This is a genomic window from Salipiger pentaromativorans, assembly GCF_024721115.1.
Classification (GTDB): Bacteria; Pseudomonadota; Alphaproteobacteria; order Rhodobacterales; family Rhodobacteraceae; genus Salipiger; species Salipiger pentaromativorans.
This window is the reverse complement of record NZ_JAMDHK010000001.1, coordinates 401741-418613: the sequence shown is the minus strand read 5'-3', so window position 1 is coordinate 418613 and position 16873 is coordinate 401741. Positions and strand designations below refer to the sequence as shown.

Here is a 16873-nt window from a genome sequence, read left to right as displayed (position 1 = left end):
AAAATCTTCGGACGAAGATTTTTTGCGCCTCTCCAGACAGGTGTTTTCGAACGGCGCGCTCAGCAGCCCTGAGCGGGAACAGCGGATGCGCGCCGTCCCGGCCGCGCGTCGAGCCAGGCGAGGCCCAGAACGGCGATGCCGCCCAGAGCAAGCGCCGCGGCCACATGGCCGGTCACGCTCCAGCCATAGCCCGCAGCCAGCCCGATTCCCGCCAGCCACGGCCCCAGCGCATTGGCGGCGTTGAAGGCCGCGTGGTTCAGCGCGGCGGCCAGCGTCTGGCCTTCGCCCGCCACATCCATGAGCCGCATCTGCAGCGGGATCACCAGACCGGCGGTCAGGCCCAGCACCGCCACCACCAGCGCCATGGCGATCCAGTTGCCCATCACCGCCGCATAAAGCAGCGAGGCGGCGGCCATGCCCAGCAGCAGCACCAGCGCGCCGCCCAGATGCGACCAGCCCGCCAGCCGCCCGGCGTAGTAATTGCCCGCCGTGGCGCCGATGCCGAAGCCCGAGAGCGCCAGCGGGATCGCCCATTCCGGCGCACCGCCCACCGCGATCATCGCGGCGGAGAAATAGGAATAGACCGCAAAGACCGCGCCGAAGCCGATCGCGCCGACCAGCAGCGTCAGCCAGACGGCACGGTTGGTGAGCGCCGAAAGCTCGCGCAGCAGGCTGGGGGCCGGGCCGTCCTGCGGCTGCGGCGCGACGCGGGCGATCATCGCCGCCGAGCCCGCCGCGATCACCGCCACGATGACAAAGCACCAGCGCCAGCCAAAGGCCTGACCCACGGCGCCCGCCAAGGGCACGCCGATCACATTGGCCACCGTCAGCCCCATGAGCACCTGCGCCACGCCCGCCGCCTTGCGGCCCTCGGGCGACATCTCGGCGGCAAAGAGCATGCCGATGCCGAGAAAGGCGCCATGCGGCAGCCCGGCCAGCACACGCGCGATCACCAGCGTGTCGAGCCCGGTGGAGCAGGCGGTGAGCAGGTTGGCGAGCATGAAGAACGCCATGAGCAGCACCAGCAGCAGCTTGCGCGGCAGGAAGCTGCCCAGCACCGCGAGCACCGGCGCGCCCACGACCACGCCGATGGCATAGGCGCTGACCGCGTGGCCCGCCTGCGGCTCGCTCACGCCGAGATCGACCGCGTAATAGGGCAGGAGGCCCATGGCGGCGAATTCGGTCACACCGATGCCGAAGGCCCCCAGCGCGAGGGACAGGATCGTCAGGCGGGCCTGGCGCTCGGTATAGACCATGGATCTGCTCCGGATGTCGGGGTGGGGCGCGGCACAGAACGATTCGTGCTTGCCGCAATGCAGCATGACCTACGCTAACGGGATTTTGGGCGGGGCGGCAAGCGCGGGTTCTGCATGAAAGACATGAGTGGTGCGCATATCTTTCAGGCGCGGGACGGCGCTGCGGACACCGCGCTTGGATGGGCTGCCATCGCCTAAAGGCAACAGAGGTCTCGGGGGGACGTGTAACCCATTGGGAGAAAAGGAAACGCCCGCCGGTGGGCGGCGGGCGTTTGGGACGATGCGTGGCCTGCCAGACATGTCAGGCGAGCATCACCATCGGGTTCTCCAGGTTCTCGACGATGGCCTGCAGGAGTTCGGCCCCCAGCGCGCCGTCAATGACCCGGTGATCGACGCTCAGCGTCACCGACATGACCGTGGCCAGGGTCAGCTCGCCATCGGCGCCCACGACCGGCTTCTTGACGCCCGCGCCCACGGCGAGGATGGCGCCATGCGGCGGGTTGATGACGGCGTCGAAATTGTCGATCCCGTACATGCCGAGGTTGGAGATTGCGAAGCTGCCGCCGACATATTCATGCGGCGCAAGCTTCTTGTTGCGGGCGCGGGTCGCCAGATCCTTCATCTCGGCGGAAAGCGCGGAGAGCGATTTCATCTCGGCATCCTTCAGCACCGGAGTGAAGAGCCCGCCCTCGATCGCCACGGCGACGGCGACGTCGGAGGGCGTGAGTTTGAGGATCCGGTCGCCGGCCCAGACCGCATTGGCGTCGGGCACCGATTGCAGCGCGAGCGCACAGGCCTTGATGATGAAATCGTTGACAGAAAGCTTCACGCCCCGGGCTTCGAGCTGCTTGTTCAGCTGGCTGCGGAACTTCAGCAGCGCGTCGAGCTTGATGTCGCGGCGCAGGTAGAAATGCGGGATGGTCTGCTTGGCCTCGGTGAGCCGCGCGGCGACCGTCTTGCGCATGCCGTCGAGCTTGACCTCTTCGTAGGCGCGGCCCTCGTACATTTTCATGACCTGGGCGGCGGCGGGGCCGGTGGGCATCGCGGCAGGGGCGGCTGCCGCTGCGGGGGCCTCGGCGGCCGCGGGCGCGGCCTTCTCGGCGGGGGCGGCGGTGGCATTTTCCACATCCGCCTTGACGATGCGGCCATGCGGGCCCGAGCCCTTGATCTGTGCCAGATCCAGCCCCTTGTCGGCGGCGATGCGGCGCGCCAGCGGCGTGGCGAAGACGCGGGAGCCGTCGGCTGCGGCGGGCGCCGCCGGGGCAGGGGCGGCGGTCGTCTCGGAGCCCCCTGCGGGGGCCGCCTCGGCGGTCGGCCCGGAAGACTCGGCAGCCGGTTTCGGCGCCTCCGCAGCCTTAGCGGGCGTCGCGGCGATGTCGGAGGCCGACTCACCCTCTTCCAGCAGCACGGCGATGGGGGTGTTCACCTTCACGCCCTCGCTGCCCTCGGCGATGAGGATCTTGCCGATGGTGCCTTCGTCCACCGCCTCGAATTCCATCGTCGCCTTGTCGGTTTCGATCTCGGCGAGAATGTCGCCCGAGGCAACGGTGTCGCCCTCTTTTACCAGCCATTTGGCCAGTGTGCCTTCCTCCATGGTCGGCGACAGGGCGGGCATCAGGATTTCTGTGGGCATCGTCTGCGCTCCCTTACCGATAGGTCACTTGCTTGACCGCCTCGATCACCTCGGCGGTGGTCACCAGCGCGTGTTTTTCGAGGTTGGCCGCATAGGGCATGGGCACGTCCTTGCCCGTGCAGTTGATCACCGGAGCGTCGAGCCAGTCGAAGGCGTTCTGCATGATATAGGCGCCAAGGTGGTTGCCGATGGAGCCCACCGGGAAGCCCTCTTCCACGGTCACGCAGCGGTTGGTCTTTTTGACGCTTTCGATCAGCGTGCCGTAGTCGATGGGCCGCAGCGTCCGCAGGTCGATCACCTCGGCGGAGATGCCCTCCTCGGCGAGCTTGTCAGCGGCTTCCAGCGCGTATTGCATGCCGATGCCGAAGCTCACGATGGTCACATCCGTGCCCTCGCGCCAGATCTTGGCCTTGCCGAAGGGGACGGTGAAATCCTCCATATCCGGCACCTCGAAGGAGCGCCCGTACAGGATCTCGTTTTCGAGGAAGATCACCGGGTTCGGGTCGCGGATCGCGGATTTCAGCAGGCCCTTGGCGTCGGCCGCCGAATAGGGCATCGCCACCTTGAGGCCGGGGATCATCGCGTACCAGGCGGCATAGTCCTGCGAGTGCTGGGCGCCCACGCGGGCGGCGGCACCGTTCGGACCACGGAACACCATGGGTGCGCCCATCTGGCCGCCGGACATGTAAAGCGTCTTGGCGGCCGAGTTGATGATCTGGTCGATCGCCTGCATGGCGAAGTTGAAGGTCATGAATTCGACGATCGGCTTCAGCCCGCCAAAGGCCGCGCCCACCCCGATCCCGGCAAAGCCGTGCTCGGTGATCGGCGTGTCGATCACACGCTTGGAGCCGAATTCGTCGAGCAACCCCTGGGTCACCTTGTAGGCGCCCTGATACTCGGCCACTTCCTCGCCCATGACGAAGACATTGGCGTCCGAGCGCATCTCTTCGGCCACGGCATCCCGCAGCGCCTCGCGCACGGTCTGGGTCTTCATCTTGGTGCCTTCGGGCCAGTCCGGCGCGGCGGCGGCTGCGGGCACGCTCGACGCGGGCGCGGCGGCTTGCGCCGGGGCGGCCTCTGCCGCGGCGGGCGCTTCGGCGGCGGGGGCGGGGGCTTCCGCGTCAGCCACGCTTTCGCCCTCCTCGACCAGCACCGCGATGGGGGTGTTCACCTTGACCCCCTCGGTGCCTTCCGCGATCAGCAGCTTGCCGACGATGCCCTCGTCCACCGCCTCGAATTCCATCGTCGCCTTGTCGGTCTCGATCTCGGCGAGAATGTCGCCCGAGGCGACGGTGTCACCCTCTTTCACCAGCCATTTCGCCAGCGTGCCCTCTTCCATCGTGGGAGAGAGGGCGGGCATGAGAATCTGCGTTGCCATTGTCGTTATCCTCCTGCCTCAAGCCTTGATCGCGGCGCCCTGGGGCACTTCACCGGCATAGATATCGGTCCAGAGCTCCTCGAGCGCCGGTTCCGGGCTCTCCTTGGCGAATTCCGCCGAGGCGTTCACGATGTCCTTGATGTCCTTGTCGATCGCCTTGAGATCGTCCTCGGTCGCATGTTTGCCCTGCAGCAGCAGGTCGCGCACATGCTGGATCGCGTCGCGCTCCTCGCGCATCTTCTGCACCTCTTCGCGAGTGCGGTATTTCGCCGGGTCCGACATCGAGTGACCCCGGTAGCGGTAGGTCTTGATCTCGAGGATATACGGGCCCTTGCCCGCGCGGCAATGCGCCACGGCCTTCTCGCCGGCCTCTTTCACCGCCAGCACATCCATGCCGTCGACCACCTCGCCGGGAATGCCGAAGGGCACGCCACGGGTGTGGATGTCCTCGGTCGAGGTCGAGCGCTTCTGCGCCGTGCCCATGGCATACTGGTTGTTCTCGATGACAAAGATCACCGGCAGCTTCCAGATCGCGGCCATGTTGAAGGTCTCGTAGACCTGACCCTGGTTTGCGGCGCCGTCGCCGAAATAGGTGAAGGTCACGCGCTTGTTGTCGAGATAGGCGTCGGCAAAGGCCAGACCCGCCCCCAGCGGCACCTGCGCGCCGACGATGCCGTGGCCGCCGTAGAAATGCTTTTCGCGGCTGAACATGTGCATCGAGCCGCCCTTGCCCTTGGAATACCCGCCCTCGCGGCCCGTGAGCTCGGCCATCACGCCGTTCGGGTCCATGCCGCAGGCCAGCATATGGCCGTGATCGCGGTAGGAGGTGATGCGCTTGTCGCCGTCCTCGGCGGCGGCTTCGAGCCCGACGACGACGGCTTCCTGGCCGATATACAGGTGACAAAAGCCCCCGATGAGCCCCATGCCATAGAGCTGACCGGCTTTTTCTTCAAAGCGCCGGATCAGCAGCATGTCGCGGTAATATTGCCGCAGCTCCTCGGGCGAGACATTCGGCTTGGCGGCGGGTTTCCGGGCGGCCATGGCGATTCCTCCCCAACTAGTTTAGTGTTAAACTTTCTCGTACACTATCCAGAGCTAGCCCGGCTGTCAAAGGGCTCAAGCCTCACGTTCGGGAAAAACTTCGCCGCCCCGGCGCGCCGCCACGCGCGGGGATTCCGCTTGCATCCTGCGGGCGGCCCGCTACCCTCCCGGATATGAGAATAATTCCCGGAGATATGTGGTGACCGAAACCCTGACCGACCGCCTGTCCCAACGCCTCGCCCGGCTGCGCGCCGAGCGCGGGCTGACGCTCGACCAGCTCGCCGAGCAGAGCGGGGTGAGCCGCGCCGCCCTGTCGCGGCTGGAGAAAGGCGAGGTCAGCCCCACCGCCGAGGTGCTGGGCAAGCTCTGCGCCGCCTATGGCATGACCATGTCGCGGCTCCTGGCGATGGTGGAGGACGGCTTCACCCCGCTTCTGCGGCGCGACGACCAGGCGGTCTGGCGCGACGGCGGCTTCACCCGGCGCGTGGCCTCTCCCGGCGGCGCGGCGCTGGCGGCCGAGGTGCTGGACTGCCGACTCGAACCGGGCAGCCGCATCGCCTATGACGCCGCCCCGGTGCCGGGGCTGGAACATCACCTGCTGCTGATCTCCGGCCGGCTTCAGGTGACGCTGGAGGGCGAAACCCACAGCCTGCGCCCCGGCGACACGCTGCGCTACAGGCTGACCGGCGCCTCGGTCTTCGAGACGCCGAAGGAAAAGGGCGCGAAATACGTGCTGGTGCTGGTGACACCGTGAGCCTCGCAATCCGCACCCTCTCCGCGGCAGAGACCGAGGCGCAGATCCCGGCGCTGGGGACATTGTTGCGCAACTGCGTCGCGCAGGGTGCCAGCGTCGGTTTCGTGATGCCCTTCGCCCAGCGGGAGGCCGAGGCTTTCTGGACGCAGGCGGTGCTCCCGGGGCTGCGCGCCGGCGACCGCCTCCTCTGGGCCGCGTTCGACACGGGCACATTGGTGGGCACGGTACAGCTCGCGTTCGCCACGATGCCCAACCAGAGCCACCGCGCCGAGGTCTCCAAGATGCTGGTTTCGCCCGCCTGCCGCCGACGCGGCATCGCCCGCGCCCTGATGCAGGCCCTGCTGGCCCGTGCCGCCGAAGAAGGCCGCAGCCTGATCACCCTCGACACCCGCAGCGGCGACGCCGCCCAGCCGCTCTACGCAAGCTGCGGCTTCGCGGTGGCGGGCGAAATTCCGGGCTACGCGCTCGCCCCCGACGGCAGCCCCCGCCGCGACCCGACGACGGTCATGTACCGTAGCCTTTAACCCTTTCTTCTCTTTCCAAATACGCAAAAAGAGACCGGGGCACCTGCACAGCCTGCGACCCCCCCCGTCACGGCTCCACAGGCCCGAGCCCGCCAAAGCGGGCGAGACGACCTGAGCGGCGCTTGCGCCGCTCCTTGCTCCCTTTCCCGGCCTGCCATGGCGGGCCGGACAGGTCCCGGGAAAGCGGCGCCCGCCCGGCGGAAAGCGAAAATCGCGGCGCGGCGCGCCCGAAAACCCGCCGCCTGCGGCGAATCTGTTGTCGCACAGCCTCGCGGCGGCGACTATAAGGCCGCGACACCGAGGATTCTGGGGGACACCATGACCGGAGAGCTTTCGCCCATCGACAAGGCCAAGTTCGTGGCCGCAAAACGCGCCGCCGAATTTGTCGAGGACGGCATGCGTGTGGGCCTCGGCACCGGCTCCACCGCCGCCTGGCTGGTGCGCTGCCTGGGCGAGATGGTGCGCGAGGACGGGCTGAAGTTCCGCGGCGTGCCGACCTCGACCCGCACCGCCGAGCTGGCCCGCGAAGTGGGCATCGAGGTGATCTCGCTCGACGAGGCGCGCTGGCTGGACCTGACCATCGACGGCGCCGACGAATTCGATGCCGAGCTCAATCTGATCAAGGGCGGCGGCGGCGCGCTGTTGCAGGAAAAGATCGTGGCCACCGCCAGCGACCAGATGATCGTCATCGCCGATGCGGCGAAAGAGGTCGAGACGCTGGGCGCCTTCCCGCTGCCGGTCGAGGTCATTCCCTTCGGCTGGACCGCCAGCCAGGCGCTTCTGGAAGAGGCGCTGGTCTCGATGGATGTGATGGGGCGCAAATCGACGCTGCGCATGAACGGCGACCGCGCCTTCCTGACTGACGAGGGCAATTACATCCTCGATCTGCATCTCGCGCGGATCGGCAACCCGCGCCAGCTTGCGCTGGTGCTGAACCAGATCCCGGGCGTGGTCGAGAACGGCCTGTTCATCGACATCTGCGATCAGGTGGTGATCGGCTATGGCGACGGCCGGGTCGAGACCCGCAACATCAACACCGGTACGGTGACCGAGGATCGGCTGGAGTTCGTCGAAAGCGACAACCTCTTCCGCGATCTGGGAGAGTGAGCGGCGGGGCGGGGTAACGCCCGCCTCACGCCAGCGGCACCCGCGCCGCGCGCGGGGCCATCCCGGGGCTCTCGGCTCTGGTCATCTACCGCCCCGTGTGGTCTATCTTGCGCGCAAGCGGACAAGGGGTAATTCATGAGCGAATTCGACTACGATCTCTTCGTTATCGGCGGTGGTTCCGGCGGTGTACGGGCGGCGCGTGTTGCGGCGGGCGAGGCGGGGGCCAAGGTGGCGCTGGCCGAGGAAGACCGCTATGGCGGCACTTGCGTGATCCGGGGCTGCGTGCCCAAGAAACTGATGGTCTTCGCGTCGGAATATGCCGATGTCGTCGAGGACGCGCGCAACTACGGCTGGGATCTCAAGGAAGGCGCTTTCGACTGGGCGGGGTTCAAGGACCGGCTGAATACCGAGCTGGACCGGCTCGAGGGCGTCTATCGCACGCTGCTGAAAAACTCCGGCGTCGCCAGCTTCGATGCGCGTGCCAAGGTCAAAGACGCCCATACGGTGGAGCTGTCCACCGGCGAAACCTTCACCGCCAAGCACATCCTCGTGGCCACCGGCGGACGCCCGGTGCGGCCCGATCTGCCCAACGCCGATCTGGGGATCGTCAGCGACGACATCTTCCACCTGCCGAAACTGCCGAAAAGCATCCTGATCGTCGGCGGCGGCTATATCGCCTGCGAATTCGCCTGCATCCTGAACGGGTTGGGCGTCGAGGTGACGCAGATCTACCGCGGCGCGCAGATCCTGCGCGGCTTCGACGAGGAGGCGCGGGGCCTCATCGCCGACAGCATGAAGGAACGCGGCATCGACCTGCATCTCGGCACCGACATCGTCGAGATGCGCTGCGCCACCGAAGACGATCTGGCCGGCCATGCCGAAGGGCGCATCTCGATGGGCACGCCGATGCACGAGGACGCAGCGCTGCACCCGGTCAGCGACAAGCGCGACGGGCCGATCTGGGTCAAGGCGACCAACGGGCGGTCGCGGGTTTTCGACGCGGTGTTCTTTGCCACGGGCCGGGCGCCCAACACCGTGGATATGGGGCTGGAGGAACTGGGCGTGAAGCTCGGCCGCAAGGGCGAGGTGATCGTCGATGACTACAGCCAGACCGCCGTGCCCTCGATCTACGCCATCGGCGACGTGACCGACCGGGTGAACCTGACCCCGGTGGCGATCCGCGAGGGCATGGCCTTTGTCGAGACCGTCTTCAAGGGCAACCCCACGAAGGTCGATCACGATCTGATCCCCTCCGCCGTCTTCACCCAGCCGGAATTCGGCACCGTGGGGCTGAGCGAGGAGGAGGCCCGCGAGCAGGAGCCGGTGGAGATCTACTCGACCTCCTTCCGCCCGATGCAGACGGCCTTTGCCGGCCGCTCGGACCGGGTGATGATGAAACTCGTGGTGTCCAAGGCGACGCGCAAGGTGCTGGGCTGTCATATCGTCGCGCCGAACGCGGGCGAGATGATCCAGCTTGCCGGCATCGCCGTGAAGATGGGCGCCACCAAGGAAGATTTCGACCGCACGGTCGCCGTTCACCCGACCATGTCGGAAGAGATCGTGACCATGCGCAAACCGGTCCGTACCGCTTGAATCCCTGTCACGAATGCACAGGTAAAAGCGGGACCGGAAGACAGGATATTACGGGAAGGGAAAGAGCTTCATGGCAGGAAACAGCGGCGGCCCCTGGGGCGGCGGTGGCAATCGGGGCGGTGGCCAGCCGCCCAGCGGCGGTGGCGGCAATGGCGGCCGCCGGCCGGAGGATCCGCAGATCCCCGAGATCGACGAGCTGGTGAAGAAGGGCCAGGAGCGTCTGCGCGTGCTCATGGGCGGGCGCGGCGGCAATGGTGGCGGCACCGGGGGCTCCGGCGGCGGCAATGGCGGGCCGGGGCTGACCAAGGGCACCGTGGGCATCGGCGCGCTGATCGCGCTCGGGCTCTGGGGCTATATGAGCTTTTACACCGTGAAGCCGGAAGAGCAGTCGGTTGAACTGTTCCTCGGGAAGTACAGCTCGACCGGCAATCCCGGTCTGAACTTCGCGCCCTGGCCGCTGGTCACCGCCGAGGTGGTGAACGTGACCTCGGAACGCACCGAGACTGTGGGCGCCGGGCGGGGCAGCGCCTCGGACGGGCTGATGCTGACCACCGACGCGAATATCGTGGACATCGAATTCCAGGTGGTCTGGAACATCAACGACCCGGCCAAGCTGCTGTTCAACATCCGCGACCCGCAGCTCACCGTTCAGGCGGTCTCCGAGGCGGTGATGCGCGAAATCATCGCGGCATCGAACCTCGCGCCGATCCTCAACCGCGACCGGGGCGTGATCGCCGATACCGCCATGGAGCAGATCCAGGCGACGCTCGACGAATACGACAGCGGCATCAACGTGGTGCGGATCAACCTTGCCAAGGCCGACCCGCCGCGCGAGGTGATCGACGCCTTCCGCGAGGTGCAGGCCGCCGAGCAGGAGCGCGACCGTCTGGAACGTCAGGCCGATGCCTATGCCAACCGTGTGGTGGCCGAGGCGCGCGGTCAGGCGGCGCAGATCCGCGAAGAGGCCGAGGGCTACCGTGCCCGCGTGGTCAACGAGGCGGTCGGTGAGGCCAGCCGCTTCTCTGCCGTGCTCGAGGAATATTCCAAGGCGCCCGAGGTCACCCGCCGCCGTCTCTATCTCGAGACGATGGAGCGTGTGCTGGGCGATGTGGACAAGACCATCCTCGACGAAAGCCTGGTCGGCGGCAGTCAGGGCGGTGGCGGCGGGGTCGTGCCCTATCTGCCGCTGAACGAGCTGAACCGCAGCCGCACGACGACGGGGGGGAACTGATCCATGCGCAAGACAACCTTTATCCTGCCGGCGATCTTCGTGGTCCTCGTGGTCGTGCTGTCCTCGGTCTTTGTGGTGGACGAGCGCGAAAAAGCGCTGGTGCTGCAATTCGGCCAGATCAAATCGGTCAAGGAAGATCCGGGCCTCGCCTTCAAGATCCCTTTCATCCAGGAAGTGGTGAAATACGACGACCGCATCCTGTCGCTCGACACCGAGACCATCGAGGTGACGCCCTCGGATGACCGCCGTCTCGTGGTCGACGCCTTCGCGCGCTACCGCATCGCCGATGTGGTGCAGTTCCGTCAGGCCGTCGGCGTGGGCGGTGTGCGCACCGCCGAGGACCGGCTGTCGGGTATCCTGAACGCGCAGATCCGGGAAGTTCTGGGCGCCGATCAGGTGACATCGGACACGATCCTCTCGGCCGACCGCCGGGCGCTGACCAACCGCATCCGCGACCAGGCCCGTGCCGAGGCGCTGTCGCTCGGGCTCGACGTGGTCGATGTGCGGCTGAAGCAGACCAACCTGCCGGCGCAGAACCTCGAGGCGACCTTTGCCCGGATGCGTGCCGAGCGCGAACGCGAAGCCGCCGACGAGATCGCGCGCGGCAACGAGGCGGCGCAGCGGGTGCGGGCACTGGCCGACCGGACCGTGGTGGAAACCCAGTCCGAGGCCGACCGCGATGCCAACGTGACCCGAGGCGAGGCGGATGCCGAACGGAACGGCATCTTTGCGGAAGCCTATGGCGCTGACCCGGAGTTCTTTGCCTTCTACCGCTCGCTTCAGGCCTATGAGACAGCGCTTGAGGGCAGCAACTCCACGCTGGTGATGACGCCCGACAGCGAGTTCTTCGAGTACTTCAAGAACCAGGGCGCCACGGGGGCGAATTGACGCTGACCGACATCGGCACGGGGATCGCTCTGGTCCTCATTATCGAGGGGCTGGTCTATGCACTGGCCCCTTCGCTTGTGGAGCGTCTGCTGGAGGCGCTGCGCGAGATGCCGCTTGAGACGCGGCGCAATTTGGGGCTGCTGACGGTGGTGACCGGCGTGCTGCTGCTCTGGGTGTTCCGCGGCTGATCGGCGGGGACGGGTCAGAGCCCGGCCTGGCCGCCGCCGTTCTTCAGCCTGGCCACCAGATCGACCAGTTCGACCAGCGAGCGCACTTCGAGCTTTTCCAGAATACGCGCGCGGTGGTGATCGACGGTGCGCGGGCTGATGCCGAGGAAATTCCCGATTTCCTTGCTCGAAACCTCTGCCGGGTTGTCCAGCATCCGCGCGACGATCTCTTCTTCGCGCGCCGTCAGCCGGTCGAACCGCGCCTGGATGCCCTGGCGCGTCGCCCGCGCCGCGCGCTTGGCCTCGGCCAGCTCCAGTGCGGTTTCGATGCGTTCGATCAGCACCGACTGGCGGAACGGTTTCTCAAGGAAATCCACCGCCCCGGCCTTCATTGCCTGAACCGATTCCGGCACGCCGCCATGGCCGGTGACGAACACCACCGCCAGCGGGTTGTCCTGCCGGTTGAGCAGGGCCTGCAATTCCAGCCCGGTCATCTCGGGCATGCCGTAATCGAGCACGAGACAGGCCGCCCGCGTGCCGTCATAGGCGGCGAGAAAGGCTTTCGCCGAGGCATAGGCCGCCACCTCGAACCCGCGCTGGCCGAGCGCCCTCGTCAACGACGTGCGTATGTCCTGATCGTCGTCGACGATGAAGACCATCGGCGTTCTGTCAGTCATGCGGATCCATTCGCGTGTTATCCCCTGCGCTGGCGCGGCAGAGCCGCCCCGCAGGAAGGTGTCAGGGCAATGTCGCATTTTTTCAAGTCTTTCGTGCAAGAAACGCAGGTGTTGAAATAAAAACGTCGGGTTCAGAGGCAGCCGGCGCCGCCCCCGCGCGGGTCCGGCAGGGCGCCGGTCATGCGGTGGCGGCGTTCACCGTAAAGCGGAAACAGGCGCCGTGCGGCTCTGCGCCCTCGTGCCAGAGACGGCCGTCATTGGCCTGCACGATGGATTTGCAGATCGACAGGCCCAGCCCCATGCCGCTGGATTTCGTGGTCTCGAAATCGGTGAACAGGCTGATCTTGGGATCGACCCCGGGCCCGGTATCCTCGACGGTGACCAGCACCTGACCGTCCTGCCGGCAGGCGCGCACCGTCACCCGGCGTTCGCCCCGGTCGTTCTCGGCCACCGCCTCGATGGCGTTGCGCAGCAGGTTGACCAGCACCTGCGCAATTTGCAGGCGGTTGGCGTTGACCGGCGGCAGATCGCCCAGCTCGCAGACCATCGAGGCGCCCGCCGCGCGGGCCTCGGCGGTGACCAGCCGCAGCGTCTGCTGCACCAGTTCTCCAAGGTCGAAATCCGTCCGGTTGCCGTCGTCGCGGCGGATGAAGCCGCGCAGCGCCTTGATGATGTCGCCCGCGCGCATGGATTGCTCGGCGATCTCTTCCAGCGTCTCGCGCAGCGCGGGGTCGGCCCCGGTCATCTGATCGACCGCGAAGAGCGCGCTGTCGGCGTTCTGGGCAATCGCGGTCAGCGGCTGGTTCAGCTCGTGGGCCAGCCCGGCAGCGACCTGGCCCATGGTGTTGTCGCGCGAGAGATTCGACAGATCCTTGCTCAGCTCGGCGATCTGCGCCTCGGTCTGCTTGGCCTGGGTGATGTCGTCCATGGTCAGCACGAAATGCAGCGGCTTGCCTTCCTGGTTGAAGATCTGGATGGCGTTCACCGCGATCCAGATCGTCTCGCCGCCGCGGCGCAGGCAGCGCATCTCGTGGTTGATCTCGCGCGGGGCATCGCGGCGTTCGCGGTCGAAGAGCAGGAAGGGCGGGTCGGCGGGATGCGACAGATCGGCAAAGACCATGCCTTCCAGCTCTTCCGCCGGATAGCCGGTGATCTCGCTGAACCGGTCGTTCACCCGCAGGAAACGGCCGGTCTTGGCGTCGATCTGCGCCATCCCGCGTGAAGACAGGGCAAAGGTCCGCCCGTATTCTATCTCGGTTTCGCGCCGCGCCGCGATCTGCTGCATCAGCGTGCGGTTGGCGTTCTCCAGCTCTTCATAGGTCTTGGGCAGCGGCTCGGACGGATCCAGCTCGCCCTGCGAGATCAGCGCCGAGCGCACGGCAAAGGCGCGCACCGGCTTGTAGATGTAATTGGCCAGCGCCAGCCCGCAGAGCCCGGTGATCGCGGCGACCAGCGCGGCGATCCAGATATTGGTGCGCCGATTCTGCTTGATCACCTCGGTGAAATCGCTTTCGAGCGCATAGGCGGCGATGGTCCAGGGCAGCGTTTCGCTGATCGGCGGCATCACCACCGAAACATAGGTTTCGCCGCCGTAATTGAACTGCGACAGCGTCTCGCGCGCGACCGGGACGACGCCATTGGCAATGGGCTGGGCAAAGGCGGCGCGGGCGATCGGATCTTCGAAATGCTCGATGTCCACAAAGCGCAGCGTGCCGTCCGCGTCCTCGGTCTTGAGCAGGTCCTTGTTGGGGTGGGCGATCACGTCGCCATTGCTGTGGATGATCAGTGCGCGCCCGGTCGCGCCGATGCGCAGCCGGGCGAGGAAATCGGAAATGTCGCTGATTTCGATATCGACGCCGACGATGCCCCGGATCCGGCCGGGGCCGTCCATCACCGGCGAGGCCAGGGTGATCCCGGGCTGCTGCGACGAGAAGAAGATATAAGGATCGGTCCAGATCGTCGCCAGTTCGGCGCGGGCGCGGATGTACCAGGGGCGGGTGCGCGGATCGTAGGTGTCTGTCGGGTCCATGCGCCGGGCGATGACGTTGAACTCGTTGTCGCGCCAGATCAGCTCGGTGCTCCGCGTGTCGCCGTCCACGCGGATGATCTTGGTGCGGAAGGGGCCGGGGCCGTCCGAGCGCATCACATAGACGAAATCGCCGTCCTCGCTGCCGTGATAGACGCCGGAGAACTGCGGTGCGAGCTGGAGCTGCTGGAACAGAAGCTGCTCGAGCAGCTCGGGGATGTCGCTGGCGATGACCCGGTCCTGCGCCAGCCGCGCAGAGAGCTCGGCGGCGCCGCGCGCCGGGCCGAGAAAGCCGCGCGAATGCTCGATCGTGTTGCTGCCGATGTCGCTGAGCAATTCGCGCGCGTGATCGAGCAGCGCGCGTTCGGAGGTGACATAGGACGAGAACACCACCGCCAGAACCGCCACGAATTGCAGTCCCGCCAGACCGAAGGCCAGCATTGCCCCGAGTGAATTCCGCATCGTTCTCCGCCCTGTCCGGGCCCCTCCGGCGCCGGCCGGACGGTGTCTGGCCCGCGCTTTCCGACATTCCACATCCGGTCCCGTGGGGCAACAGCGGGGGCGGCGTTGACCTATAGGCAATATTGCCCAGGCAATGACGCGAATTTCCACTTCCCCGCTTCTGTGCAACCTTTGCCGCGTCGTTTCAGGGATGTGTCGAGTTCCCGTAAAGTATCTTTGAAACGTCCGTATTTAAGAAGTGATTTTGTGGCGCAGGTGAGTGGGCGCCTATACGATATTATTTAAGTACAGTAGCCGGTGTCAGGTATCCCCACTTGGCACCGGCTCTACTTTTTGGGAACCCTTCCTCTTCCTGAATGTCCTCTGCCTGCCGCGATGCAAGCGCTTGTCAATGCGGCGCCGCAGGCGAATAGTCGGCGCATGTTCTGGGACGTGATCAATGCGCTGGGCGGCGTCGGGCTGTTCCTCTTCGGGATGATCTGGCTGACCGAGGGGTTGCGGGGGCTGGCGGGGCAGACCCTGCGCCGGTCGCTGTCGCATTTCACCAACACCCCGCTGAGCGGCGCGATCACCGGGGCGGCCACCACCGCGCTGATCCAATCGTCGAGCGCGACAACCGTTACCGCGGTCGGCTTCGTGAGCGCGGGGCTGCTGACCTTTCCGCAGGCGCTTGGGGTGATCTTTGGCGCCAATATCGGCACCACGATGACCGGCTGGCTCGCCGCGATCCTCGGGTTCAAGCTGGATCTGGGGCAATTGACGCTGCCGCTCGTCTTTCTCGGGGCGCTGGCGCGGCTCTTCGGCGGCGCGCGTCTGCCGCTGATCGGCACGGCGCTGGCGGGCTTTGCGTTGATCTTCCTCGGGATCGACGTTCTGAAATCGAGCCTCGCGGAGTTCGAGGGGGCGGTGACCCCGGCGGATTTCCCGCAGGACAGCCTGTTCGGCCGGCTGCAACTGATTCTGATCGGCGCGGTGATCACCGTGGTCACCCAATCCTCCAGCGCCGGGGTCACCGCCGCGCTGGCCGCGCTCGGGGCGGGGGCGATCAATCTGCCGCAGGCCATGGCGCTGGTGATCGGCATGGATGTGGGCACGACGGTGACCGCCGCGCTGGCGACGCTGGGCGGATCGACCGCCGCCCGGCGCACCGGCCTGTCGCATGTGATCTACAATTGCCTGACCGGGATCATGGCGTTTTTGCTGCTCAGCCCCTACAGCGCGCTTGTCGCGAGGCTCGGGGGCGGGCTCGACAGCCAGATCGCGCTGGTGGCGTTTCATACCGGCTTCAACATCCTCGGCGTGGTGCTGATCCTGCCGTTCACCGGCGCCTTCGCGCGGCTGGTCGTCTTTCTGGTGCGCGACAAGGGCTCGGCGCTGACCCGCACGCTGGGCCGGGAAATGCTGGGCGATCCCAACGCGGCCGCCGATGCGGCGGTGTCGGCGCTGGACGCGGTGGTGCGGGCGCAGTTCGGCTTTCTTGCAGAGCGCTTGCGCCACCGCTCGGCCACGCGGGACGACAAGGAGCGCCTGACCGAGATCGGCGAGGCGGTGACGACGTTGCAGGGCTTTGTGGACGGGGTGCCGCCCACCCGCAGCGATCACCCGGCCGCGGCCCGGCTGGGATCGGTCCTGCATGTGACCGATCACCTGGGCCGGCTCTATTTCCGCTGCGGCCAGGAGGCGCGCATCGCCGAGGTCGGTGCCGATCACCGGTTGCGGCGGCTGAGCCGCCTTCTCTGCGCGCTGGCCGCCGAGGCCGCCGCGGCGCAGGACGCGGTCGCGGCGGAGGCGCGGCTCAACCGGCTTCGCCGCCTGATGCGGGCGCAGCGCGAGATCTATCGCGCGCGCATCCTGACGCTGGCCGCGCACAAGGCGCAACCCGACGAGGTGCTGGCCGGGCGGCTCGACGCGATGCGCTGGTTGCAGCGGGTAAGCTATCACCTCTGGCGCATCCAGCATCACATGGCAAAGCTCCAGGAGGGGCGGGCGCCCAGCTCGCCGCGCCGCGAGGCGGCGGTCGAGGTGCTGGAGGACTGATCGGGCCGGTGCCGCGATCCTCCCGGATTTTCACATGCGCTTGATCCTCTGCAACCTTTTCTTTGGTGGCGCCCGGCGCGTCCTATGTTAGCCTCACCA

Annotated in this window: 14 protein-coding genes; 8 read left to right on the top strand and 6 right to left on the bottom strand. The window is 66.8% G+C overall.

Annotated features, from left to right (window positions below):
• Window positions 1–59 precede the first annotated feature (59 nt).
• The 4 genes from M4578_RS01930 to pdhA all read right to left on the bottom strand — a co-directional run bounded on the left by M4578_RS01930 (window position 60) and on the right by pdhA (window position 5308).
• The gene (locus tag M4578_RS01930) at window positions 60–1256 is read right to left on the bottom strand and encodes an MFS transporter (protein ID WP_258091744.1); all 1197 of its coding nucleotides are present in this window, start codon (window positions 1254–1256) and stop codon (window positions 60–62) included.
• Window positions 1257–1557: 301 nt separating this feature from the next.
• Window positions 1558–2889 (bottom strand): pyruvate dehydrogenase complex dihydrolipoamide acetyltransferase, encoded by a 1332-nt coding sequence (locus tag M4578_RS01925; RefSeq protein ID WP_258091743.1) that lies wholly within the window; start codon window positions 2887–2889, stop codon window positions 1558–1560.
• Between the two features lie 13 nt (window positions 2890–2902).
• Window positions 2903–4267: a pyruvate dehydrogenase complex E1 component subunit beta gene (locus tag M4578_RS01920; protein WP_258091742.1), complete on the bottom strand. Its 1365-nt coding sequence runs from the start codon at window positions 4265–4267 to the stop codon at window positions 2903–2905.
• An 18-nt stretch (window positions 4268–4285) separates the two neighbouring features.
• Window positions 4286–5308: a pyruvate dehydrogenase (acetyl-transferring) E1 component subunit alpha gene (pdhA, locus tag M4578_RS01915; RefSeq protein WP_258091741.1), complete on the bottom strand. Its 1023-nt coding sequence runs from the start codon at window positions 5306–5308 to the stop codon at window positions 4286–4288.
• Window positions 5309–5507: 199 nt separating this feature from the next.
• Between pdhA and M4578_RS01910 the strand changes: the two genes are divergently transcribed.
• From M4578_RS01910 to M4578_RS01880, 7 genes are all read left to right on the top strand, one after another.
• Window positions 5508–6062, top strand: coding sequence for a helix-turn-helix domain-containing protein (locus tag M4578_RS01910; RefSeq protein WP_258091740.1), 555 nt, complete (start codon window positions 5508–5510; stop codon window positions 6060–6062).
• Window positions 6059–6586, top strand: coding sequence for a GNAT family N-acetyltransferase (locus M4578_RS01905; RefSeq protein ID WP_258091739.1), 528 nt, complete (start codon window positions 6059–6061; stop codon window positions 6584–6586). Before M4578_RS01910 ends, M4578_RS01905 begins: the two co-directional genes overlap by 4 nt.
• Window positions 6587–6904: 318 nt before the next feature.
• Complete coding sequence (gene rpiA, locus M4578_RS01900; protein ID WP_258091738.1) at window positions 6905–7693, top strand: ribose-5-phosphate isomerase RpiA; 789 nt, start codon at window positions 6905–6907, stop codon at window positions 7691–7693.
• A gap of 135 nt (window positions 7694–7828) precedes the next feature.
• Window positions 7829–9286, top strand: a complete 1458-nt coding sequence (locus M4578_RS01895; RefSeq protein WP_258091737.1) for an FAD-dependent oxidoreductase — start codon at window positions 7829–7831, stop codon at window positions 9284–9286.
• Between the two features lie 70 nt (window positions 9287–9356).
• Entirely contained in the window at window positions 9357–10517 is a 1161-nt protein-coding gene (gene hflK / locus M4578_RS01890; protein ID WP_258091736.1) for an FtsH protease activity modulator HflK, read from the top strand.
• A gap of 3 nt (window positions 10518–10520) precedes the next feature.
• Window positions 10521–11405, top strand: coding sequence for a protease modulator HflC (gene hflC, locus M4578_RS01885; RefSeq protein ID WP_258091735.1), 885 nt, complete (start codon window positions 10521–10523; stop codon window positions 11403–11405).
• Window positions 11402–11593, top strand: coding sequence for a DUF2065 domain-containing protein (locus tag M4578_RS01880; protein WP_258091734.1), 192 nt, complete (start codon window positions 11402–11404; stop codon window positions 11591–11593). Before hflC ends, M4578_RS01880 begins: the two co-directional genes overlap by 4 nt.
• 14 nt (window positions 11594–11607) lie before the next feature.
• Here the strand turns inward: M4578_RS01880 and M4578_RS01875 are convergent, their stop codons facing one another.
• Together M4578_RS01875 and M4578_RS01870 are read right to left on the bottom strand one after the other, a co-directional pair.
• Window positions 11608–12249, bottom strand: a complete 642-nt coding sequence (locus tag M4578_RS01875) for a response regulator transcription factor (protein WP_258091733.1) — start codon at window positions 12247–12249, stop codon at window positions 11608–11610.
• Between the two features lie 178 nt (window positions 12250–12427).
• Window positions 12428–14737, bottom strand: coding sequence for a cache domain-containing protein (locus M4578_RS01870; protein ID WP_258091732.1), 2310 nt, complete (start codon window positions 14735–14737; stop codon window positions 12428–12430).
• Window positions 14738–15157: 420 nt separating this feature from the next.
• Here M4578_RS01870 and M4578_RS01865 point away from each other — a divergent pair, with 420 nt between their 5' ends.
• Window positions 15158–16774, top strand: coding sequence for a Na/Pi cotransporter family protein (locus tag M4578_RS01865; protein ID WP_258091731.1), 1617 nt, complete (start codon window positions 15158–15160; stop codon window positions 16772–16774).
• Window positions 16775–16873 lie beyond the last annotated feature (99 nt).